General features: G+C 66.6%; 17 protein-coding genes and 1 pseudogene. 9 read left to right on the forward strand and 9 right to left on the reverse strand.

The window, feature by feature from the left end:
• The 3 genes from JFY56_RS21505 to JFY56_RS21515 all read left to right on the forward strand — a co-directional run.
• Window positions 1-3044, forward strand: a 3044-nt coding sequence (locus tag JFY56_RS21505) for a hybrid sensor histidine kinase/response regulator (RefSeq protein ID WP_208316195.1), incomplete at its 5' end; no start/stop codon positions are given.
• Window positions 3037-4083 (forward strand): chemotaxis protein CheB, encoded by a 1047-nt coding sequence (locus JFY56_RS21510; protein WP_208316196.1) that lies wholly within the window; start codon window positions 3037-3039, stop codon window positions 4081-4083. The genes JFY56_RS21505 and JFY56_RS21510, both read left to right, overlap by 8 nt.
• Window positions 4080-4580, forward strand: coding sequence for a chemotaxis protein CheW (locus tag JFY56_RS21515; protein ID WP_208316197.1), 501 nt, complete (start codon window positions 4080-4082; stop codon window positions 4578-4580). The genes JFY56_RS21510 and JFY56_RS21515 overlap by 4 nt, the downstream gene beginning before the upstream one ends.
• 133 nt (window positions 4581-4713) lie before the next feature.
• Here JFY56_RS21515 and JFY56_RS21520 read toward each other — a convergent pair whose 3' ends face one another.
• Window positions 4714-5433, reverse strand: a complete 720-nt coding sequence (locus JFY56_RS21520) for a 16S rRNA (uracil(1498)-N(3))-methyltransferase (RefSeq protein WP_208316198.1) — start codon at window positions 5431-5433, stop codon at window positions 4714-4716.
• A 77-nt stretch (window positions 5434-5510) separates the two neighbouring features.
• Window positions 5511-6914, reverse strand: a complete 1404-nt coding sequence (locus JFY56_RS21525; protein WP_208316199.1) for an adenosylmethionine--8-amino-7-oxononanoate transaminase — start codon at window positions 6912-6914, stop codon at window positions 5511-5513.
• A gap of 182 nt (window positions 6915-7096) precedes the next feature.
• Here JFY56_RS21525 and JFY56_RS21530 point away from each other — a divergent pair, with 182 nt between their 5' ends.
• The 3 genes from JFY56_RS21530 (at window position 7097) to JFY56_RS21540 (ending at window position 9921) form a co-directional block, all read left to right on the forward strand.
• Window positions 7097-8578 carry a flavin monoamine oxidase family protein gene (locus tag JFY56_RS21530; RefSeq protein ID WP_208316200.1) on the forward strand — a complete coding sequence of 494 codons (1482 nt, stop codon included), beginning with the start codon at window positions 7097-7099 and terminating at the stop codon, window positions 8576-8578.
• A 186-nt stretch (window positions 8579-8764) separates the two neighbouring features.
• The gene (locus JFY56_RS21535; RefSeq protein ID WP_208316201.1) at window positions 8765-9319 is read left to right on the forward strand and encodes a cytochrome b; all 555 of its coding nucleotides are present in this window, start codon (window positions 8765-8767) and stop codon (window positions 9317-9319) included.
• Between the two features lie 26 nt (window positions 9320-9345).
• Window positions 9346-9921: a YceI family protein gene (locus JFY56_RS21540; protein ID WP_208316202.1), complete on the forward strand. Its 576-nt coding sequence runs from the start codon at window positions 9346-9348 to the stop codon at window positions 9919-9921.
• Window positions 9922-10036: 115 nt separating this feature from the next.
• Here the strand turns inward: JFY56_RS21540 and JFY56_RS21545 are convergent, their stop codons facing one another.
• A complete protein-coding gene (locus tag JFY56_RS21545) occupies window positions 10037-10444 on the reverse strand; it encodes a MarR family transcriptional regulator (protein ID WP_328824949.1) in 408 nt (135 codons plus the stop codon).
• A gap of 308 nt (window positions 10445-10752) precedes the next feature.
• Here JFY56_RS21545 and mexA point away from each other — a divergent pair, with 308 nt between their 5' ends.
• The 3 genes from mexA to JFY56_RS21560 are packed head-to-tail and all read left to right on the forward strand — an operon-like array spanning window position 10753 to window position 16511.
• A complete protein-coding gene (mexA, locus tag JFY56_RS21550; RefSeq protein WP_208316204.1) occupies window positions 10753-11904 on the forward strand; it encodes a multidrug efflux RND transporter periplasmic adaptor subunit MexA in 1152 nt (383 codons plus the stop codon).
• A gap of 15 nt (window positions 11905-11919) precedes the next feature.
• Window positions 11920-15075 (forward strand): efflux RND transporter permease subunit, encoded by a 3156-nt coding sequence (locus tag JFY56_RS21555; protein ID WP_208316205.1) that lies wholly within the window; start codon window positions 11920-11922, stop codon window positions 15073-15075.
• Entirely contained in the window at window positions 15075-16511 is a 1437-nt protein-coding gene (locus JFY56_RS21560; protein WP_208316206.1) for an AdeC/AdeK/OprM family multidrug efflux complex outer membrane factor, read from the forward strand. The genes JFY56_RS21555 and JFY56_RS21560 overlap by 1 nt, the downstream gene beginning before the upstream one ends.
• Window positions 16512-16932: 421 nt before the next feature.
• Here JFY56_RS21560 and JFY56_RS21565 read toward each other — a convergent pair whose 3' ends face one another.
• From JFY56_RS21565 to tatB, 6 genes and pseudogenes are all read right to left on the reverse strand, one after another.
• On the reverse strand, window positions 16933-17364 hold the full coding sequence (locus tag JFY56_RS21565) for a UPF0158 family protein (RefSeq protein WP_208316207.1): 432 nt from the start codon (window positions 17362-17364) through the stop codon (window positions 16933-16935).
• Between the two features lie 101 nt (window positions 17365-17465).
• Window positions 17466-18359, reverse strand: a complete 894-nt coding sequence (locus JFY56_RS24760) for a methyl-accepting chemotaxis protein (RefSeq protein WP_408004454.1) — start codon at window positions 18357-18359, stop codon at window positions 17466-17468.
• Window positions 18360-18551: 192 nt separating this feature from the next.
• Window positions 18552-19412, reverse strand: a pseudogene (locus JFY56_RS24765) (methyl-accepting chemotaxis protein); the annotation flags it as partial.
• Window positions 19413-19752: 340 nt separating this feature from the next.
• Window positions 19753-20460: a 16S rRNA (uracil(1498)-N(3))-methyltransferase gene (locus JFY56_RS21575; protein WP_208316209.1), complete on the reverse strand. Its 708-nt coding sequence runs from the start codon at window positions 20458-20460 to the stop codon at window positions 19753-19755.
• The gene (gene tatC / locus JFY56_RS21580) at window positions 20457-21251 is read right to left on the reverse strand and encodes a twin-arginine translocase subunit TatC (RefSeq protein ID WP_208316210.1); all 795 of its coding nucleotides are present in this window, start codon (window positions 21249-21251) and stop codon (window positions 20457-20459) included. Before tatC ends, JFY56_RS21575 begins: the two co-directional genes overlap by 4 nt.
• Complete coding sequence (gene tatB / locus JFY56_RS21585) at window positions 21248-21664, reverse strand: Sec-independent protein translocase protein TatB (protein WP_208316211.1); 417 nt, start codon at window positions 21662-21664, stop codon at window positions 21248-21250. The genes tatC and tatB overlap by 4 nt, the downstream gene beginning before the upstream one ends.
• Window positions 21665-21666 lie beyond the last annotated feature (2 nt).

The raw sequence follows: 21666 nt of genomic DNA on the forward strand, positions 1-21666 counted from the left end.
CCGAAGCCGAAGCCGAAGCCGAAGCCGAAGCCGAAGCCGAAGCCGAAGCCGAAGCCGAAGCCGAAGCCGAAGCCGAAGCCGAAGCCCTGCCCGTGGAGGTTGAGCCCGAGGAGGCGAATCCCGCACCGCTGGAAGCCTTCGAACTCCAGGATGACCTGCCGCCGGATGCGCAGCCCGCTCCGCTCGCCGAGCCGGCCCCGGTGGCTGTCATCGCCCAGGAGGGATGGGAGCAGGGGCACGACCAGGAACTGGTGGATATCTTCCTCGACGAAGGTTTCGACATCCTCGAAAGCGCCGCCAGTGCATTGCAGCGCTGGATGCAGGACGTCCACAACAGCGTCGATCTGGAGTCCCTGCAGCGCGACCTGCATACCCTCAAGGGCGGCGCGCGGATGGCCGAGATTCGTCCGGTCGGCGATCTCGCCCATGAGCTGGAATTCCTCTACGAAGGCCTGGCCGGCGGGCGCCTGCGCGCCAGCCCGGCACTGTTCGATCTGCTGCAGCGTTGCCATGACCGCCTGGCGGACATGCTCGAAGCGGTGCACCTGCGCCAGGCCCCTCCGGATGGCGAGGCGCTGATCGAGGCGATCCGCGAGTTCCGCGCCAATCCCGACGAGCAGGCGAGCGCGCCGGCCAGCGTCGCACTGGCGCCGGTTTCCGCTCCCGCCCCGCAGGCCGAGGGCGAGGAGATCGGGGAAATCTTCCTCGAAGAGGCGGATGACCTGCTGGAAGCCATGGAACGCGCGCTGGGCCGCTGGGACGGCGAGCGCGAAGGCGAGGCGCTGGACGAACTGCTGCGCATCCTGCACACCCTCAAGGGCGGTGCGCGACTGGCCGGACAGAACAGCCTCGGCGATCTCGCCCATGACCTCGAACAGCATCTGGCCGAGGCGCAGCAGCAAGGCGCGCCCTGGCCGGAAAGCCTGCTGCTGGACGCCCAGTCCGGCTTCGAAGGGCTGCAGGCCGAGGTCGATGCATTGCGCCAGCGCCTCGATGCGAGCGATGTCGAGGAAACGCCGGAGGTAACGGCACCGCTGCCGCAGGAACGCCTGCCGGAGCCCGCACTGCCCGAAGCGATCATGGCGGCGGCCGAAGAGCAGCGCAGCGAGCCGCTGAAGGTCCTGCCGTTCGTCAAGCGCGCGCAGGAAGCGGCCCAGGAAGCGGCTGCCCGCCGTGCGCCGCAGGAACTGGTGAAGGTGCCCGCGCAGTTGCTGGAGAATCTGGTCAACCTGGCCGGCGAAACCTCCATCTTCCGTGGCCGGGTCGAAACCCAGGTCAGCGACGTCGGCTCCACCCTGGCGGAAATGGAAGCCACCATCGAGCGGGTGCGCGACCAGTTGCGCCGCCTGGATATCGAAACCCAGGCGCAGATTCTTTCGCGCCACCAGGCGGACGCCGAGCGCGCCGGCTACGAGGACTTCGATCCGCTGGAAATGGACCGCTATTCGCAGTTGCAGCAGCTTTCCCGCGCGCTGTTCGAATCGTCCTCCGACCTGTTCGACCTGAAGGAAACCCTGGCGGCGAAGAACCGCGACGCCGAGACCCTGCTGCTGCAACAGGCGCGGGTCAACACCGAGCTGCAGGAAGGCCTGATGCGCACCCGCATGGTGCCGTTCGACCGCCTGGTGCCGCGCCTGCGGCGTATCGTCCGGCAGGTGGCCAGCGAGCTGGGCAAGCAGGTCGATTTCGTCGTCAGCAACGCCGAAGGCGAGATGGACCGCACCGTGCTGGAGCGCATCGTCGCGCCGCTGGAACACATGCTGCGCAACGCCGTCGACCACGGCATCGAGTCCGCCGACGCGCGCCGCGCCAGCGGCAAGCCGGAGGTAGGCACCATCCGCCTGAACCTGGCCCGCGAGGGTGGCGACATCCTCCTGACCCTGGCCGACGATGGCGCCGGCATCCGTCTGGACGCGGTACGCCGCAAGGCCATCGAGCGCGGCCTGATGACGGCGGACAGCGACCTCACCGACCACGAGGTCCTGCAGTTCATCCTCGAGGCGGGCTTCAGTACCGCCGAGAAGGTCACGCAGATTTCCGGACGCGGGGTCGGCATGGACGTGGCCAATGCCGAGGTGAAACAGCTCGGCGGCTCGGTGAGCATCCATTCCGCCTCCGGCGAAGGCACCCGCTTCAATATCCGCCTGCCGTTCACCGTGTCGGTCAACCGCGCGCTGATGGTGCTCTCCGGTGAGGATCTCTACGCCCTGCCGCTGAACACCATCGAAGGCATCGTGCGGGTTTCGCCCTACGAGCTGGAAGCGCTCTACGAACAGCAGGCCGCCGACGGCGCCGCCGCGCCGCACTTCGAATACGCCGGACAGAGCTACGAACTGAAATACCTCGGCGACCTGCTCAACAATGGCCAGCATCCCAAGCTGGTCGGCCAGTCGCTGCCGCTGCCGGTGATCCTGGTGCGCTCGGCCGATCACGCGGTGGCGGTGCAGGTGGACGCCCTGGCCGGTTCCCGTGAGATCGTGGTGAAGAGCCTCGGCCCGCAGTTCGCCGGGGTCAACGGCATCTCCGGGGCGACCATCCTCGGTGACGGTCGCGTGGTGGTGATCCTCGACCTGCTGGCGACCATCCGCGCCCGGCACGCGCACATGGCGCTGCAGAACCGCCCGCGGCGCATGCTGCCCGGCGATGTGGCGCCGGACGGCGATTACCAGCGTCCGACTCTGGTCATGGTGGTGGACGACTCGGTCACCGTGCGCAAGGTCACCAGCCGCCTGCTCGAACGCAACGGCATGAACGTGGTGACCGCCAAGGACGGGGTGGATGCGATTGCCCAGCTGCAGGAGCACAAGCCGGACATCATGCTGCTGGACATCGAGATGCCGCGCATGGACGGCTTCGAGGTGGCGACCCTGGTGCGCCACGACGAGCACCTGAAGGACCTGCCGATCATCATGATCACCTCGCGGACCGGCGAGAAACACCGCGACCGCGCGCTGGCCATCGGCGTCAACCAGTATCTCGGCAAGCCGTACCAGGAGTCCGAGCTGCTCGAATGCATCCAACGGCTGGTCAAGACCCATGGTTGAAAGCAACGCCTTGCGCATCGCCGTCATCGCCGACACCTCGCTGCAGCGCCACGTGCTGCAGCAGGCGTTGCTGGCGCATGGTTACCAGGTGGTGCTGAACGCCGATCCCGGCCGCCTGGAAGAGTCGCAACTGGCGAGCTGCGAGACCGACCTGTGGCTGGTGGACCTGGCGCAACAGGACGACTCGCCGCTGCTGGACAGCTTGCTGGAGCAGGACCGGGTGCCGGTGCTGTTCGGCGAGGGCAATGCGCCGGAACGGCATTCCGAGCACTACCCGCGCTGGGAGCGGCGCCTGATCGGCAAGCTGCGCCGGCTGATCGGCGATCCCAGCGCCGGCGTCGGCCAGAGCCTGGAAACGCTGCTGGCCGAGGCGCAGCGCCCGGCGCGCATCGAGCTGCCGGCCAATCTCGCCGCCGCACCGCTGAAGGCCGGCGAACCGGCCGAACAGGTCTGGCTGCTGGCGGCCTCGCTGGGCGGTCCGGAGGCGGTCAAGGCTTTCCTCGACGCCTTGCCCGGCGGGTTGCCGATTGGGTTGCTCTACGCCCAGCACATCGACCCGGCCTTCGAAACGCGTCTGCCGCAAGCCGTGGGCCGGCACAGCCAGTGGCACATCAACCAGGCGCGCGCCGGAGATACGCTGCGTTGCGGCGAGGTGGTGGTGGTGCCGGTCAGCCAGCAGCTCGGTTTCGACGAAGACGAGCGCATGCAGCTGGACGGTCGCCCGTGGCCGGAACCGTACAGCCCCTCGTTCGACCAGATGATGCTCAACCTGGCGCAGCGCTTTGGCGCACGTTGCGGGGTGATCGTCTTCAGCGGCATGTGCAGCGACGGCAGCGCCGCGGCCGCCTATGTGCGCCGCCAGGGCGCGGAAATCTGGACGCAGCGCGCCGACAGCTGCGTCTGTTCGAGCATGCCGGACAGCCTGCGCGAGGCCGGCTACAGCATGTTCTCAGCCGACCCGCGCGAGCTCGCCGCCGCGCTGGTCAATCGTCTGGCCGCGCAGTGCGTGCCGAGTGGGATTAGCGGAGTGGTGTCATGAGTGATCTTCCCGTGCTGAAAAGCGGCGGCCAGAACGCGGTCGAAGCGAGCGACGCGCCGGCCAGCCTGACCGGCCTGCTGGTGCCGCTGGCCGACCGCACGCTGCTGCTGCCCAACGTGGCGGTGGCCGAGCTGATCACCTACCGCGCACCGCAGGCGGTCGATGGGCTGCCCGACTGGTATCTCGGCCAGATCGCCTGGCGCGACCTGCGCCTGCCGCTGCTGTCCTTCGAGGCCGCTTCCGGCGGCCAGGCCCAGGTCGGGCAGGGCGCTCGGGTGGTCGTCCTCAACGCCCTCGGCGGAAGGCCGCGGGTCAAGTTCCTCGCCCTGCTGGTGCAGGGTATTCCCCGCTCGGTGAAGCTCGGCCCGGACCTGGCGCGCGCCGATGTGCCGCTGGCGCCGCTGGAGATGGATGCAGTGAAGCTGGCTGACGAAGTGGCACGCATTCCGGATCTGGAAGCGCTGGAGCAGAAGCTGGCGGATGCTGGGCTGATCTAGCTGTAGCGGATGTGGTTCGCCTTCGTAGGTTGGTGCTGAACGAAGTGAAGCCCAACATTAGCCGAGCCGTTGCACCGCACCGTTGGGCTTCGCTGCGCTCAGCGCCAACCTACGATTGCGCCAACCCAAGGGCTTAGAAGTCGCCCCAGAGTTGCTGCGCCACGCTGAGCGCCACCACCGGCGCAGTCTCGGTGCGCAGCACGCGCGGGCCGAGGCGGGCGGCGTGGTAGCCGGCGGCTTTCGCCTGGTCCACTTCGGCGTCGCTGAGGCCGCCTTCGGGGCCGATGAGGAAGGCCAGGGTCGTCGGCCGGGCATGGCTGGCCAAGGGTTCGGCCACCGGATGCAGCACCAGCCTGAGTTCTGCGCCGGTCGTTTCCAGCCATTCGCCGAGGGCTACCGGCGGGTGGATGAGCGGCAGCACCGAGCGCCCGCACTGTTCGCAGGCGCTGATCGCGATCTGCCGCCAGTGCGCCAGGCGCTTGTCGGCGCGTTCGTCCTTCAGGCGCACTTCGCAGCGTTCGCTGACGATCGGGGTGATTTCCGCCACACCGAGTTCGGTGGCTTTCTGGATCGCCCAGTCCATCCGCTCGCCGCGCGACAGGCCCTGGCCGAGGTGGATGCGCAGCGGCGATTCGGCAAGGCCGTCGAACTGTTCACGCAGTTCGACGCGTACGTTCTTCTTGCCGACCTCGATCAACTCGCCGAGATATTCCTGTCCCGAGCCATCGAACAGCTGCACGGCATCGCCGACCGAGTGCCGCAGCACCCGGCCGATGTAGTGGGCCTGGGCTTCGGGCAGTTCGTGCTGGCCGAGAGAAAGGGGAGCGTCGATGAAAAATCGGGAGAGGCGCATAGGGGCAGCTGCAAGCGGCAAGTGGAAAGCGACAAGCTTAAAGCTTTCAGCTTGCCGCTTATAGCTGGCCGTAGGCCTTAGCCCGGATCGCGATGGTCCGGATGGAAGTTGCTGACGGGGACGCTGACCGCCTCGCGGGTGGCGATGTCGATGCCTTCGCTGGCGACTTCGGCGAGGAAGTCGATCTGTTCCGGGGTGATCACGTACGGCGGCAGGAAGTACACCACGCTGCCCAGCGGGCGCAGCAGGGCGCCGCGTTCCAGGGCGTGCTGGAAGACCTTCAGGCCGCGGCGTTCCTGCCACGGATAGGCGACCTTGCCGGCCTTGTCCTGGACCATCTCGATGGCGAGGATCATGCCGGTCTGGCGCACTTCGGCGACGTGCGGGTGGTCCGCCAGGTGCGCGGTAGCCGAGGCCATCCGGGCGGCGAGGGCCTTGTTGGCTTCGATCACGTTGTCCTGCTCGAAGATATCCAGGGTCGCCAGGGCGGCGGCGCAGGCCAGCGGGTTGCCGGTGTAGGTGTGCGAGTGGAGGAAGGCGCGCAGGGTCGCGTAGTCGTCGTAGAACGCCTGGTACACGGTGTCGGTGGTGAGCACCGCGGCCATCGGCAGGTAACCGCCGGTGAGCGCCTTGGACAGCACCAGGAAGTCCGGTGTGATGCCGGCCTGCTCGCAGGCGAACATGGTTCCGGTGCGGCCGAAGCCGACGGCGATCTCGTCGTGGATCAGGTGCACGCCGTAGCGGTCGCAGGCTTCGCGCAGCAGCTTGAGGTAGACCGGATGGTACATGCGCATGCCGCCGGCGCCCTGGATCAGCGGCTCGACGATCACCGCGGCGACTTCCTTGTGGTGCTCCTCCAGGGTGCGCTCCATGTACTCGAACATCAGCCGCGAATGCACTTCCCAGCTGACGCCCTCGGGACGCAGGTAGCAGTCCGGGCTCGGCACCTTGATGGTGTCGAGCAGCAGCGACTTGTAGGTCTCGGTGAACAGCGCCACGTCGCCCACCGACATCGCCGCCACGGTTTCGCCGTGGTAGCTGTTGGTCAGGGTGACGAAACGCTTCTTCGCCGGCTGGCCGCTGTTGAGCCAGTAGTGGTAGCTCATCTTCAGCGCCACTTCGATGCCGGAGGAGCCGTTGTCGGCGTAGAACACCCGCGACAGTCCCGGCGGGGTGATCTTCACCAGGCGCTCGGACAGCTCGACCACCGGCTGGTGGCTGAAGCCGGCGAGGATGACGTGCTCCAGCTGGTCGACCTGATCCTTGATGCGCTGGTTGATGCGCGGATTGGCGTGGCCGAACACGTTCACCCACCAGGAGCTGACCGCATCGAGGTAGCGCTTGCCCTCGAAGTCTTCCAGCCACACGCCTTCGCCGCGGCGGATCGGCACCACCGGCAGGCGTTCGTGGTCCTTCATCTGGGTGCAGGGGTGCCAGAGCACGTTGAGATCGCGCTGCATCCACTCGGCGTTCAGACCCATCGGTAAATTCCTCTGAAAAGCAGGCCGTTTCGGCAATCGGACAAGCCTATTCAATGCCCTCCGAGTGAACAAGCTGAAAGGGTGAGCTGTCTGTTCAATGCGGCCGACGGAGACGTATGGCCGGGCCTGTGGCGCTGGCGTATGCTGCGCGCCTTTGCAGCAAGACCGGGGGATACGGAGTGATGAAGATGGGATGGCTGCGCGCTGCGGCGCTGCTTGCTTTGGGGGCGTTCAGCGTGGTGGCGCTGGGCAAGGACAAACAGCCGACGGCGATCGTCGTCGGCGGCGGACTGGCGGGCCTGAGCACCGCCTATGAACTGCAACAATCGGGTTGGCAGGTCACCCTGCTGGAAGCCAAGCCGCAGATCGGCGGCCGTTCCGGCCTGGCCACCAGCGAGTGGATCGGCAATACCCGCACCCAGCCGACGCTCAACGGCTACCTCGATACCTTCAAGCTGAAGGCCGTGCCGGCGCCGGATTTCGTCCGTACGCCCAGCTACCTGATCGACGGCGTGTACTACTCCAGCAGCGACCTGGAGAAGAAGATGCCGGCGGTCGCAGCCGACCTGAAGCGCACCGAGAAGGCCATCGACGACCTTTCCGCGTCCATCGACGACCCGCTGAACCCGCTGGCCAACAAGACGCTGTTCGCCCTCGACCAGATCAACGCCGCCCGCTGGCTGGACAAACAGAACCTGTCGCCGACCGCGCGCATGCTGGTCAACCAGCGCATCCGCACGCGCTACGACGAGCCGTCGCGCCTGTCGCTGCTCTACCTCGCCCAGCAGGGCCGGGTCTACCGCAACGTCGATGACCGCGACCTGCGCGCCGCGCGTCTGCCGGGCGGCAGCCAGGTATTGGCGCAGGCCTTCGTCAAGCAGTTGAAGACCATCAAGACCAACGCCCGCGTCACCTCGATCACCCAGGACAAGAGCGGCGTGACCGTGAAGGTCGGCGCCACCGGCTACAGCGCCGACTACGTGGTGCTGGCGGTTCCGCTGCGCGCGCTGGGACAGATCCAGATGATCCCGAGCCTCGCCGAGACCCAGCAGGCGGCGCTGAAGAGCACCAACTACGGCTGGCGCGACCAGATCCTGATGAAGTTCAAGCGCCCGGTATGGGACGACAAGTCCCGTCTTTCCGGCGAAATCTACAGCGACCAGGGCCTGGGCATGATCTGGGTCGAGCCGGCGCTGAAGGGCGGGGCCAACGTGCTGGTCAACCTGTCCGGCGACAACGCCCGCGTGCTGCAGGCGTTCGGCGACCGGCAGATAGTCGACCAGGTGCTGATCCGCATGAACAAGTACTACCCGAAGATGCGTGGCGCCTTCGATGGCTACGAGCTGCGCCGCTACAGCACCGACGTCGGCACCGGCGGCTCCTACCTGGCCTACGGTCCGGGGCAGATCAGCCGCTTCTGGCGCGTCTGGGAGAAACCGGTGGCGCGCGTGGTGTTCGCCGGCGAGCACACCGATGCGCTCTATCCGGGCACCCTCGAAGGCGCCCTGCGCAGCGGCAAGCGCGCCGCCAGCCAGGTGCGCGACCTGAGCGCCGGCAAGACGCCGGAGCTGGAAGGCAAGTCGGTGGCGGCGGGCGAAAGCAAGCCGGCTGCCGCCAGCGGCGACAGCGGCGAGAAAAAGAGCTGGTTCCGCAAACTGTTCTAATCTGAACCTGACTACGACAATGCCGGCCTTGTGCCGGCATTGTCGTCTCTGATGGGTGAGGGTCTGTCGCCCTCGTCAGTCGGCGAACCTATCTTGTTTGTCGATGTTTCAAAGCAGGATTTTCTACTTTCTTTCGATATTTTTGCCGCTAATCTTGATGCCTCGGTCAATAAAGGATGCCTGTCGATGCAATGGCGCAATAGCCCCGCCCGCTACGGTCTGATCAGCCTGTTCCTGCACTGGGTGGGCGCGCTGGCGGTCTTCGGGCTGTTCGGCGTCGGCCTGTGGATGGTTGGCCTGGACTACTACGACACCTGGTATCACCGCGCCCCGGAAATCCACAAGAGCATCGGCATCCTCCTGCTCATCGCCATGGTCCTGCGCCTGGTCTGGCGCTTCGTCAGCCCGCCGCCGCCGGCGCCGGCCAACCACGGCAGCCTGACCCGCGTCGCCACCAAGCTCGGCCATCTGGCGCTGTATCTGCTGCTGTTCGGCGTACTGATCTCCGGTTACCTGATCTCCACCGCCGAAGGCGTGGCAATCGACGTCTTCGGCTGGTTCTCCATGCCGGCCACCCTCAGCGGTCTGCCGGAACAGGCGGATGTCGCCGGGGCGATCCACCTCTATCTGGCCTGGTCGCTGGTCGTCCTCGCCGTGCTGCACGCCGTGGCGGCGCTCAAGCACCATTTCTTCGATCGTGATCCCACTCTCACCCGCATGCTCGGCCGTTCCGCCGACTGAATACCTCACCTATAAGGAGATTGCCCATGCTGAAGAAGACCTTCGCCGCCCTGGCGCTCGGCACCGCCCTGTTCTCGGCCGGCCAGGCCATGGCCGCCGAGTACAAGATCGACAAGGAAGGCCAGCACGCCTTCATCGAGTTCCGCATCCAGCACCTGGGCTATAGCTGGCTGTACGGCCGCTTCGACGACTTCGACGGTGCCTTCACCTTCGACGAGAAGAACCCTTCCGCCGACAAGGTCAAGGTGACCATCAACACCAACAGCGTGAACACCAACCACGCCGAGCGCGACAAGCACCTGCGCAGCCCGGACTTCCTCAACGTCGGCAAACACCCGACCGCGACCTTCGAGTCCACCTCGGTCAAAACCGCCAGCAACGATGCGGAAATCACCGGCAACCTGACCCTGAACGGCGTGACCAAGCCGGTCACCATCAAGGCCCAGCTGATCGGCCAGGGCGACGACCCGTGGGGCGGCTATCGCGCCGGCTTCCACGGCAGCACCACGCTCAAGCTGAAGGACTTCAACATCCAGAAGGACCTCGGCCCGGCTTCCCAGGAAGTCGAACTGGTCCTGTCGGTGGAGGGGGTGCGCCAGTAAGGCACGAAATGACGAAGACGCCGGCGGATGCCGGCGTTTTCGTTGAGGGGAGATGTGGGGCGTTGCGATGTTGGGCTTCGCTGCGCTCAGCGCCAACCTACGGGAGCAGCCAAATCTACGCTGGCTCCTCTGCGGTCTGGGCGGCGAGGCAGCGCTTGAGCAGGCGGGCGACGGTGGCCTTTTCCTCGGCATCCAGGGTGGCGAACAGGTTGTCATGGGTGCGGGCGAGGATGGCCCTGGCCTGCCGGTCGATGACCTTGCCGTTGTCGGTGAGGAACAGGCGGAAACTCCGCTGGTCGTTCGGGTTGCGCTCCCGGCGCACCAGGCCGCGGTCTTCCATTTCCCTGATCTTGCGGGTGATCAGCGCCTTGTCGCGGCTCATCTGCCGGCCCACGTCCTGCAGGCTGAGCCCGGCGGCGGAGCCGATCAGTTCGAGCAGGCAGATGTCGGGCGGCGTCAGGTCGAGCCCTTCCGCACACAGGCCATCCTGCACGCGCGCGCGCAGGTGATCGAACACTTCCATAAGGGTTTTCGGCAGATCAGAAGTCACAGGGCCAACCATGGTCTCGATGGAGTAAAAGCAATGTAAATCCGGTTGATTGGGTCAACTATTTTGCTTATTTTAGTTGACCTAATCAACTTTGCCGCCGAACCGCTGCGCCTTGCGAGAAATCCGCTGCAATCAGGGCGTCATGCTCAAACGTTTCAGTGCATTTCTGACAGTGCTTTCGGACGTTTACAAACACAGTTGAATGTAAGTATTTTTGCCGCCTTCCCGGAGCGATGGCCGATAGCCGTCGTTCCGGTTGTTTCGTTTACGAGGAAAAGGATATGCAACGAACGCCAGCCATGCGCGCCCTGCTTCCGGCCCTGTTGGTCGCCATGGCGACCCTCGCCGGTTGCGAGAAGAGCGAGGCGCCGCAGGAGACGAAGATTCCCGAAGTGGGCGTGGTGACGCTGCAGCCTCAGGTCGTGGCGCTGAACTCCGAGCTGCCGGGACGCACCACCGCGTACCGTGTCGCCGAGGTCCGTCCGCAGGTCAATGGCATCATCCTCAAGCGCCTGTTCAAGGAAGGCAGCGACGTCAAGGAAGGCCAGCAGCTCTACCAGATCGATGCGGCGACCTACGAAGCGGCCTACCAGAGCGCCCAGGCCAACCTGATGTCCACCCAGCAGCAGGCCGAGCGCTTCAAGCTGCTGGTGGCCGACGAAGCGGTGAGCAAGCAGCAGTACGCCGATGCCCAGGCGGCGGCGCTGCAGGCCAAGGCGTCGGTGGACGCGGCGAAGATCAACCTGCGCTACACCAGGGTGCTGGCGCCGATCTCCGGCCGTATCGGCCGTTCCGCGGTCACCGAGGGGGCGCTGGTGACCAACGGCCAGTCCGCCGCGCTGGCTACCGTACAGCAGCTCGATCCGATCTACGTCGACGTCACCCAGCCCTCCACCGCGCTGCTGCGCCTGCGCCGCGAGCTGGCCGACGGCCTGCTGGAGAAGGCCGGGAAGAACGCGGCGAAGGTCAAGCTGTTCCTCGAGGACGGTTCGGCGTACCCGCACCAGGGCACCCTGGAGTTCTCCGAGGTGTCGGTCGATCCGGGCACCGGCTCGGTGACGCTGCGCGCCGTGTTCCCCAACCCGGGCCATGACCTGCTGCCGGGCATGTTCGTCCACGCGCAACTGCTGGAAGGCGTGAAGAAGCAGGCGATCCTCGCCCCGCAGCAGGGCGTGACCCGCGACATCAAGGGCCAGGCCACCGCGCTGGTGCTCAACGGCGAGAACAAGGTCGAACTGCGCGTGCTGCAGGCAGACCGCGTGATCGGCGACAAATGGCTGGTCAGCAAGGGCCTCAACCCCGGCGACCGGATCATCACCGAGGGCCTGCAGTACGTGCACCCGGGCGACGAGGCCAAGGCGGTGCCGGCGAGCAACGTCGCACCCGTGCCGGAAGCGTCGCGGCCGGTAGCCGTATCCGGCGACCAGGGCTAAGCGAGGAAATCCGGTATGTCCAAGTTTTTCATTGACCGGCCCATCTTCGCCTGGGTGATCGCACTGGTGATCATGCTGGCGGGCGGGCTGTCGATCCTCAAGCTGCCGGTCAACCAGTACCCGGCCATCGCGCCGCCGGCCATCGCCATCCAGGTCGCCTATCCGGGCGCCTCGGCCGAGACGGTGCAGAACACCGTGGTACAGGTGATCGAGCAGCAGATGAACGGCCTCGACGGGCTGCGCTACATCTCCTCGGAGAGCAACTCCGACGGCAGCATGACCGTCACCGTGACCTTCGACCAGGGCACCAGCCCGGACATTGCCCAGGTGCAGGTGCAGAACAAGCTGCAGCTGGCCACTCCGCTCCTGCCGCAGGAAGTGCAGCAGCAGGGCATCCGCGTGACCAAGGCGGTGAAGAACTTCCTGATGGTGGTCGGCGTCGTCTCCACGGACGGCAGCATGACCAAGGAAGACCTGTCCAACTACATCGTCTCCAACATCCAGGACCCGCTGTCGCGGACCGCGGGCGTCGGCGACTTCCAGGTGTTCGGTGCGCAGTACGCCATGCGCGTCTGGCTCGATCCGGCGCGGCTGAACAGCTACCAGCTGACCCCCGGCGACGTGAAGACCGCCATCCAGGCGCAGAACGTCCAGGTTTCCTCCGGCCAGCTCGGCGGCCTGCCGGCGGTGCGCGGCCAGCAGCTCAACGCCACCATCATCGGCAAGACCCGCCTGCAGACCGCCGAACAGTTCGGCAACATCCTGCTCAAGGTCAACGGCGATGGCTCCCAGGTGCGCCTGAAGGACGTCGCCCAGGTCAGCCTCGGCGGCCAGGACTACAACATCAGCGCCCAGTTCAACGGCAAGCCGGCCTCCGGCATCGCCATCAAGCTGGCCGCCGGCGCCAACGCGCTGGATACCGCCAAGGCGGTCCGCGCGACCCTCGCGCGGTTGCAACCGTTCTTCCCGCAGGGCATGCAGATCGTCTACCCGTACGACACCACGCCGGTGGTTTCGGCCTCCATCCACGAGGTGGTGAAGACCCTCGGCGAGGCGATCCTGCTGGTCTTCCTGGTGATGTACCTGTTCCTGCAGAACTTCCGCGCCACGCTGATCCCGACCATCGCCGTCCCGGTGGTGCTGCTCGGCACCTTCGGCGTGCTCGCCGCGTTCGGCTTCTCGATCAACACCCTGACCATGTTCGGCATGGTGCTGGCCATCGGCCTGCTGGTGGACGATGCCATCGTCGTGGTGGAAAACGTCGAGCGGGTGATGGCCGAGGAAGGCCTGCCGCCACGGGAGGCCGCGCGCAAGTCGATGGGGCAGATCCAGGGCGCACTGGTCGGCATCGCCCTGGTGCTCTCGGCGGTGTTCCTGCCGATGGCGTTCTTCGGCGGCTCCACCGGGGTGATCTACCGGCAGTTCTCCATCACTATCGTCTCGGCCATGGCCTTGTCGGTGCTGGTGGCGCTGGTCCTGACCCCGGCGCTCTGCGCGACCATGCTCAAGCCGATCGAGAAGGGCGACCATGGCGAGCACAAGCGCGGCTTCTTCGGCTTGTTCAACCGCTGGTTCATCAGCACCACACACGGCTACGAGCGTGGCGTGGCGAGCATTCTCAAGCGCCGCACGCCGTACCTGCTGCTCTACGTGGTGCTCATCGCCGGCATGGTCTGGCTGTTCGCGCGCATTCCCACCTCGTTCCTCCCGGACGAGGACCAGGGCGTATTGTTCGCCCAGGTGCAGACGCCTTCGGGCTCGACCTCCGAGCGCACGCAGAAGGTCGTCGACCAGATGCGCGAATACCTGCTGACCGAGGAATCGGCGGCGGTCAACTCGGTGTTCACCGTGACCGGCTTCAACTTCGCCGGCCGCGGGCAGAGCTCGGGCATGGCCTTCATCATGCTCAAGCCGTGGGAAGAGCGCGAAGGTGCGGAGAACGGCGTGTTCGCCCTGGCCGAGCGCGCCCAGCACCACTTCGAGCGCTTCATCGACGCCAAGGTATTCGCCTTCGCGCCGCCGGCGGTGCTGGAACTGGGTAACGCCACCGGTTTCGACCTGTACCTGCAGGATCAGGCCGGCCTTGGCCACGAAGCGCTGATGGCGGCGCGGGACAAGTTCCTCGACCTGACCCACGAGCGTCCCGAACTGGACAGCGTGCGTGCCAACGGCCTCAACGACGAGCCGCAGTACCAGCTCGAGATCGATGACGAGAAGGCCCGCGCGCTGGGGGTTTCGCTGGCGGACGTGAACACCACGGTGTCGATCGCCTGGGGTTCCAGCTACGTCAACGACTTCATCGACCGCGGGCGGGTGAAGAAGGTCTATCTGCAGGGCCAGCCGAACGCGCGCATGACCCCGGAAGACCTGGCCAAGTGGTACGTGCGCAACGACCAGGGCGAGATGGTGCCGTTCACCGCCTTCGCCAGCGGCCACTGGGTCTACGGCTCGCCGAAACTGTCGCGCTACAACGGCGTGCCGGCGGTGGAAATCCTCGGTGCTCCGGCGCCCGGCCGCAGCACCGGCGAGGCGATGGCAGTGGTCGAGGAGATCATCAGCCAGTTGCCCACCGGCATCGGCTACTCCTGGACCGGGTTGTCCTACGAGGAACGCCTGTCCGGCTCGCAGGCGCCGGCGCTGTACGCGCTGTCGCTGATCGTGGTGTTCCTCTGCCTGGCGGCGCTCTACGAGAGCTGGTCGATCCCGTTCTCGGTGATGCTGATCGTGCCGCTCGGGGTGATCGGTGCGCTGCTGGCGACCTCCATGCGCGGCCTGTCCAACGACGTGTTCTTCCAGGTCGGCCTGTTGACCACCATCGGCCTCTCGGCGAAGAACGCCATCCTCATCGTCGAGTTCGCCAAGGAACTGCACGAGCAGGGCAAGGGGATCGTCGAGGCGGCCATCGAGGCCTGCCGCATGCGTTTGCGGCCGATCGTGATGACCTCGCTGGCGTTCATCCTCGGCGTGCTGCCGCTGACGATCTCCAGCGGCGCCGGTTCGGGCAGCCAGCACGCCATCGGCACCGGGGTGATCGGCGGCATGTTCACCGCCACCGTCTTGGCGATCTTCTGGGTGCCGCTGTTCTACGTGATGGTCTGCTCGCTGTTCAAGGAGCCGGCGGCCAAGGATGAAGGGGAGCCGGAGATGGCTGCCGAGAAGGTGCAACGATGATGAAGAAGTCCCTGGTTTCCCTCGCGGTGACGGCGGCGCTGCTGTCCGGCTGTTCGCTGATCCCCGAGTACCAGCGTCCGGAAGCGCCGGTTGCCGCTGTCTATAGCGGCGGGCCGGCGGAAACCTCCGCCGTGAAGGCGGCGGATATCGGCTGGCGCGAGTTCTTCAACGATCCGCAGCTGCAGCGTCTGGTCGACGTGGCGCTGGAGAACAACCGCGACCTGCGTGTCGCCGCGCTGAACGTGGAAGCCTTCCAGGCGCAGTACCGCATCCAGCGCGCCGAGCTGTTCCCGGCGGTGGACGCCAACGTCACCGGCTCGCGCCAGCGCGTGCCGGGCGACCTGTCGCAGACCGGCAGCCCGACCATCAACAGCCAGTACGGCGCGACGGTGGGCACTACGGCCTGGGAGATCGACCTGTTCGGCCGCCTGCGCAGCCTGCGTGAAGGGGCCCTGGAACAGTTCCTCGCCAGCGAGGAAGCGCAGCGCGCCACGCAGACCGCTCTGGTGGCCAGCGTGGCCAACGCCTACCTGACCTGGCGCGCCGACCAGGCCCAGCTGCAGCTGACCCGCGATACCCTGGCGACCTTCCAGAAGAGCTACGACCTGACCCGCCGCAGCTACGAAGTGGGCGTCGCCTCGGCGCTGGACCTGCGCCAGGCGCAGACCTCGGTGGAAAGCACGCGGGCGACCCTGGCGCAGTACACCCGCCTGGTCGCGCAGGACCAGAATGCCGTGGTCCTGCTGCTCGGCGCCGGCCTGCCCGCCGACCTGCCGCAGGGCCTCGACCTGGATGCCAGCCTGCTCGCCGAAGTACCGGCCGGCCTGCCGTCCGACCTGCTGCAACGGCGCCCGGACATCCTCCAGGCCGAGCACCAGTTGAAGGCGGCCAACGCCAACATCGGCGCGGCCCGCGCGGCGTTCTTCCCGAGCATCAGCCTGACCGCCAATGCCGGCTCGCTGAGCAGCGACCTGTCCGGGCTGTTCAAGGGCGGCTCCGGCACCTGGCTGTTCCAGCCGCAGATCAACCTGCCGATCTTCAACGCCGGCGCGCTGAAGGCCAGCCTGGACCTGTCCAAGGTGCAGAAGAACATCTTCATCGCCCAGTACGAGCAGTCCATCCAGATCGCCTTCCAGGAAGTCGCCGACGGCCTCGCCGCCCGCGCGACCTACAACGAGCAACTGGATGCGCAGCGCGCGCTGGTCACCGCCAGCGCCGACTACTACGGACTGGCGGAGAAGCGCTACCGCACCGGCGTGGATAACTACCTGACCCTGCTGGACGCGCAACGCCTGCTGTTCAGCGCCCAGCAACAGTTGATCAGCGACCGCCTGGCGCAGCTGACCAGCGAAGTGAACCTGTACAAGGCGCTGGGTGGCGGCTGGGAGGAACGTACCGTCAGCCGCGACAACGCAGCGCAGACTCCTCGGGGATGAGGTAGTTCGGTAATGAAAACGCCGCCCGTAGGGGGCGGCGTTTTCGTTTGGGGGTTGGGGATTTTCCTGGTTTTCTTGCTCCCCTCACCCCAGCCCTCTCCCGGAGGGAGAGGGGGCGGTATGGAGCTGCTAGTGAGCACGGAGTTTCGTCTGGCACCGAACAGTCCCCTCTCCCTCCGGGAGAGGGTTAGGGTGAGGGAGCCCTTGGCACCCTGGCGGGCGCTGTGCCGACCTTGTAGGAGCCAGCTTGCTGGCGATCCGGAGTTTCGCTTGCTACCGATGCTGCCGGCTGAACTATTGATCGCCAGCAAGCTGGCTCCTACATTCCTGCATTGCGTCCCGGGCAGTCCGGTAGGGCGGGTGCAACCCGCCACGGGCCTCCAGTCACTTTGGCGGGTTGCACCCACCCTACGGCAATACGTCAGCCAGAAAACGCCGGCCTCCCGGCCGGCTGCAGCTCGTGCGCCGCCAGCCATTCCAGTGCCAGCTCGCGCAGGCGGTCGGCCTGGTAGACGTGCCAGGCCTGCAGGATCACCGGATAGCCCATCAGCACATGATGGAACGCCTTCACCGGCCGGCGCCCCTCCAGCGCGCTGGCCAGCGCCGCATAGGCGTGGGGCTCGGCGACCTCAAGGAGGAAGTCGCGCATCAGCTCCAGCGACCGTTCGCCGCTCAGCGGCTCGATCGGTACCAGGCGCTCGGGTTCGTCTTCCAGCAGGTCGGCGAACTCCGTGACGGCGGCGTCCGGCGGGGCCAGGAGGACCTGGCCATTGGCGAGATCGAAATAATGGTCGAGGCCCGGGGAGTCCAGGGCGACGGCCAGTTCGTCGAGGTCGATGGTCAGTGGGCGCATGGTCGCTCTCCGAATGGGCGTGAACTCGATCCTACGCTATCCAATGTGTCAGCAGGATGTTTTGCAGCCTGCCAGTTGCGACAGGCTGCAAGCATCCCGCTTTACAGGCGGAACCTGCCCACCTGCACCTGCAGCTCGTTGCCCAGCCGCGCCAGTTCGTTGCTCGAACTGGCGGTCTGCTCGCTGGCGGCGGCGGACTGGTCGGCGACTTCGCGCACCTGGCTGACGCTGCGGTTGATCTCGTCGGCGACGCTGCTCTGCTGCTCGGCGGCGGAGGCGATCTGCAGGTTCATGCCCTGGATCTCGGCGACCGAGCGGGCGATGCTGCCGAGGGTCTCGCCGGTGCGGCGGGTCAGGTCGACCGAGCTGCCGGTCAGGCGGCGGCTTTCCTCCATCATGTTCGCGGCCTCGTGCGCGCCCTGTTGCAGGCCGGCGATCAGGCTTTCGATTTCCGCAGTGGACTGCTGGGTGCGCTTGGCCAGGCCGCGAACCTCGTCGGCGACCACGGCGAATCCGCGCCCGGCCTCGCCGGCGCGGGCGGCTTCGATGGCGGCGTTGAGCGCCAGCAGGTTGGTCTGCTCGGCCACCGACTTGATCACGTCGAGCACGCTGCCGATCTTCTGGCTTTCCACGCTCAGGCGGTCCATGGCCGTGGCGGAGCGCTCCACTTCGGCGGCCAGGCGGTCGATCTGCTCCATCGCCTCGTAGACCACGCGGTCGCCCTGGCGCGCCAACTGGTCGGCCTGCTGGGCGGCGGCGGATGCCTGTTCGGCGTTGCGCGCGACTTCCTGCACGGTGGCGGCCATCTCGTGGATGGCGCTGGCCACCTGCTCGGTTTCGACGCGCTGGCTGTTGACCCCGGCGCGGGTCTGCTCGGTAACGGTGGAAAGCTCGTCGGCCGCGGTCGCCAACTGGTTGACCCCGGCGCCGATGTGGCCGATCAGGTCGGCCAGGTTGTCGCGCAGGCGCAGCATGACGCGCTGCATCTGGCCCATTTCGTCGAGGCGCTTCAGGTCCAGTTCGTTCTTCAGGCCGCGCGACAGATCTCCCTGGGCGATGCTCTCGCCGAGCTCCAGGGCTTCACGCAGCGGGCGGGAGATGTTCCTGCTGATCGCCAGGACCGACAGCACGCCGAAGACCAGTGCGACCAGCGCGAAGATCGACTGGCGGAACAGCGCATTGCTGGATTCCTGGCTGCGCACCTGCACGGTTGCGTCGTGCAGCGCGACGTTGGCGGCGTGCATTTCCTCGGTGTGGTTGTCCATGGCCTGGTGTGCCCGCTGGGCGGCCGCGGTGCTGTCGCGGAAGCGCTGCAGACCGGCATCGCAATCCTGCAGGCTCTGCGCCAGCGTTTGCATGTCGTCGGCGATGGCGGCGGGTAGCTGGCTCTGCAGGCTGCCGGCGGTCTGCAGGACCTGCTGCATGGCGGCGAGGGCCGCCTGCTCGGTCTCGGCGCTCGGCTGGGACAGGTAGTCCAGCGCCAGGTAGCGCAATTCGAGGAATTCGTGGTGCAACTCACCGAAGGCTTGCGCCTGTTGCGGCAGTTGCGTATCGCCGGGTTGCGCGGCGATCAGGCCGAAGAGTTTTCGGTCGGTTTCGTTGAAGCGTTGCAGAGCCTGCCGGGCGCTCTGCTCCAGGGCCGTCCGGGCCTGGTCGCGCTGCTCGTAGGTGCGGGCCAGTTCGTCGAAGGAGACCCGATAGGATTCGACTGTCCGGCGCGAGGTTGCCAGTAGCTGCTCGTCGAGATCGATGCCGCTGAGCTGCTTGTTGAACAGCGCAAGCATCTGCTCGCCGAGTTGCCTCAGGTGGGCGATCTGGGCCGGATCGTGCTCCAGCTCGAACTCCAGGCGGGCGATGCTTTCCTGCCGGCTCAGGTCGTTCAGCTGGGTGATGGCTTCAAGTTGTTCGTTGCGCGCTGCCTGGTGGTTCACCGTACGGAAACCGCCGAGCAGGATCAGCACGGTGAGAAACAGCGGGATGCTGAAGCCGAGGGCCAGCTTGCGGCTGACGCTGAGACGGCCGTAGTGAAAGACCAACCATTCGTGCATGTCGAATACTCCCGGCAGACCACGGGAGTGACGGGCCCGTGGCGGACTGTGTCGAGACGATGCTCTCTGTTCTTGTTGTCGGTGAGGTGGTCTTTGTCGTTATCAGGCGCATCTGCGTGCGTCAGGGGTTATCGGCCGGGGGAGCTGGAACTTCAGTGCGAGAATGCGAGTAATGCTGTGCTGCGATCTTGTAGGAGCGGGCCATGCCCGCGAAATGCCGGCGCCGCCGAAATCGCGGGCATGGCCCGCTCCTACGGGGAAACGCTCAGAACAGGGCTATGGCTCGGCAGATGTTGGGCTTCACTGCGTTCAGCGCCAACCTACGTGTGAGTGGGCGGGATCAGAACAGGCGGGCGAGGAGGGCGGTGACGGCGGTTTCGACGCGCAGGATGCGTTCGCCGAGCTGCACCGGGGCGAGGCCGGCTTCGCGCAGCTTGTCGACCTCGTAGGGAATCCAGCCGCCTTCCGGGCCGATGGCCAGGGTCACCGGCTGCTCGACGGCACGCGGGCAGGCCGGCCACGGCCCGGGGTGGCCGATCAGGCCGAGGCTGCCAGTGGCCATGGCGGGCAAGCGGTCCTCGACGAAGGGTTTGAAGCGCTTCTCGATGATCACTTCCGGCAGCACGGTGTCGCGCGCCTGTTCCAGGCCGAGGATCAGTTGCTCGCGGATCGCCGTTGGTTCGAGGAAGGGCGTCTGCCAGAAACTCTTTTCCACCCGGTAGCTGTTCAGCAGCACCAGGCGCGGTACGCCCATGGCGGCGACGGTCTGCAACACCCGGCGCAGCATCTTCGGCCGTGGCAGGGCGAGCAGCAGGGTGATCGGCAGCTTGGCCGGCGGCGGCTGGTCGAAACTCAGCTGGAGTTCCGCTTCGTCGCGCTCCAGGCGCAGCAGGCGGCCTTCGCCCATCAGACCGCCGAGACGGCCGACGCGCAGGCTGTCGCCGCTCTCGGCACGGTGCACTTCGTGCAGGTGGGTCAGGCGGCGGTCGCGCAGGACGGCGCGATCCGCCGCGACGAAGTCGGCGTCGTCGAGCAGCAGCAGGTTCACGGGCGGGTGGCGGGCGGCTGGTCGCCGCTCTCGTCCTCTTGCGGCTGGTCGCCGCGCTTGCGGATCAGGCGGCTGAACAGCACGCCGGCCTCGAACAGCATCCACATCGGCACCGCCAGCAGGGTCTGCGACAGCGGGTCCGGCGGGGTGAGGATCATGCCGACCACGAAGCAACCGATGATCACGTACGGGCGGATCTTCACCAGGTAGGCGACGTTGACGACGCCGACCCATACCAGCAGCACGGTGGCGACCGGGATCTCGAAGGTGAGGCCGAAGGCGAACAGCAGGGTGAGGAAGTCCAGGTAGCTGTTGATGTCGGTCATCGGCGTCACCCCTGCCGGGGCCGAACCGATGAAGAAGTGGAACATCAACGGGAATACCAGGAAGTAGGCGAAGGCCATTCCCGCGTAGAACAGGACGATGCTCGCCACCAGCATCGGCAGGGCGATGCGCTTCTCGTGCTTGTACAGGCCGGGCGCGATGAAGCCCCAGACCTGGCCGAGGATGACCGGCATGGCCAGCAGCACGGCGACGATCATGGTCAGCTTGAGCGGCGCGAGGAAGGCCGAGGCCGGGTCGATGGCGATCATCGTCGCGCCTTCCGGGAGGAAGCGGCGCAGCGGCTCGGAGGCCAGGGTGTAGATCTGCTGCGAGAAGTACAGCAGTGGGAGGAAGATCACGAACACCGCGATCACGCAGCGCAGCAGGCGCGTGCGCAGCTCGGTGAGGTGCGAGACCAGCGGCATTTCCTGGTCGTTCTCGGGCTGTTCGGGTTTTTCTTCGCTCATGGATTACGCAGCGTCTCGGGCGGAACTGGCGTCTGGCTGGTGGCGGCCGGAGCGGTATCGGGGGTAGCCGGAGTGGCGGCTGTCGCTGTTGGCGTCTGGGTCGGAGCAGGCGTTGCCGGGGGCGCCGGCTCGGCTGCTGTCGTCTCTGCCGGCGGTTGCTGGCCAGTCAGCGGGGCCATCAGCTTTTGCGCTTCACGCTCCATCGACAGGATGTGCTCGTTGTGCAGTTGGCGACGGATCTCGTCGGCGCCGAGCTCACGCTCGACTTCCTGCTTGATCGTGTTGAAGCTGCGCCGCAGCCGGCCGATCCACAGGCCAGCGGTGCGCGCGGCTCCCGGCAGACGGTCGGGGCCGAGCACGAGCAGGGCGACCAGACCGACCAGCAGCAGCTCGCTGAAGCCGATACCGAACATGG

Source organism: Pseudomonas schmalbachii, from assembly GCF_017589465.1.
In the GTDB taxonomy this organism is placed as follows: domain Bacteria; phylum Pseudomonadota; class Gammaproteobacteria; order Pseudomonadales; family Pseudomonadaceae; genus Pseudomonas; species Pseudomonas schmalbachii.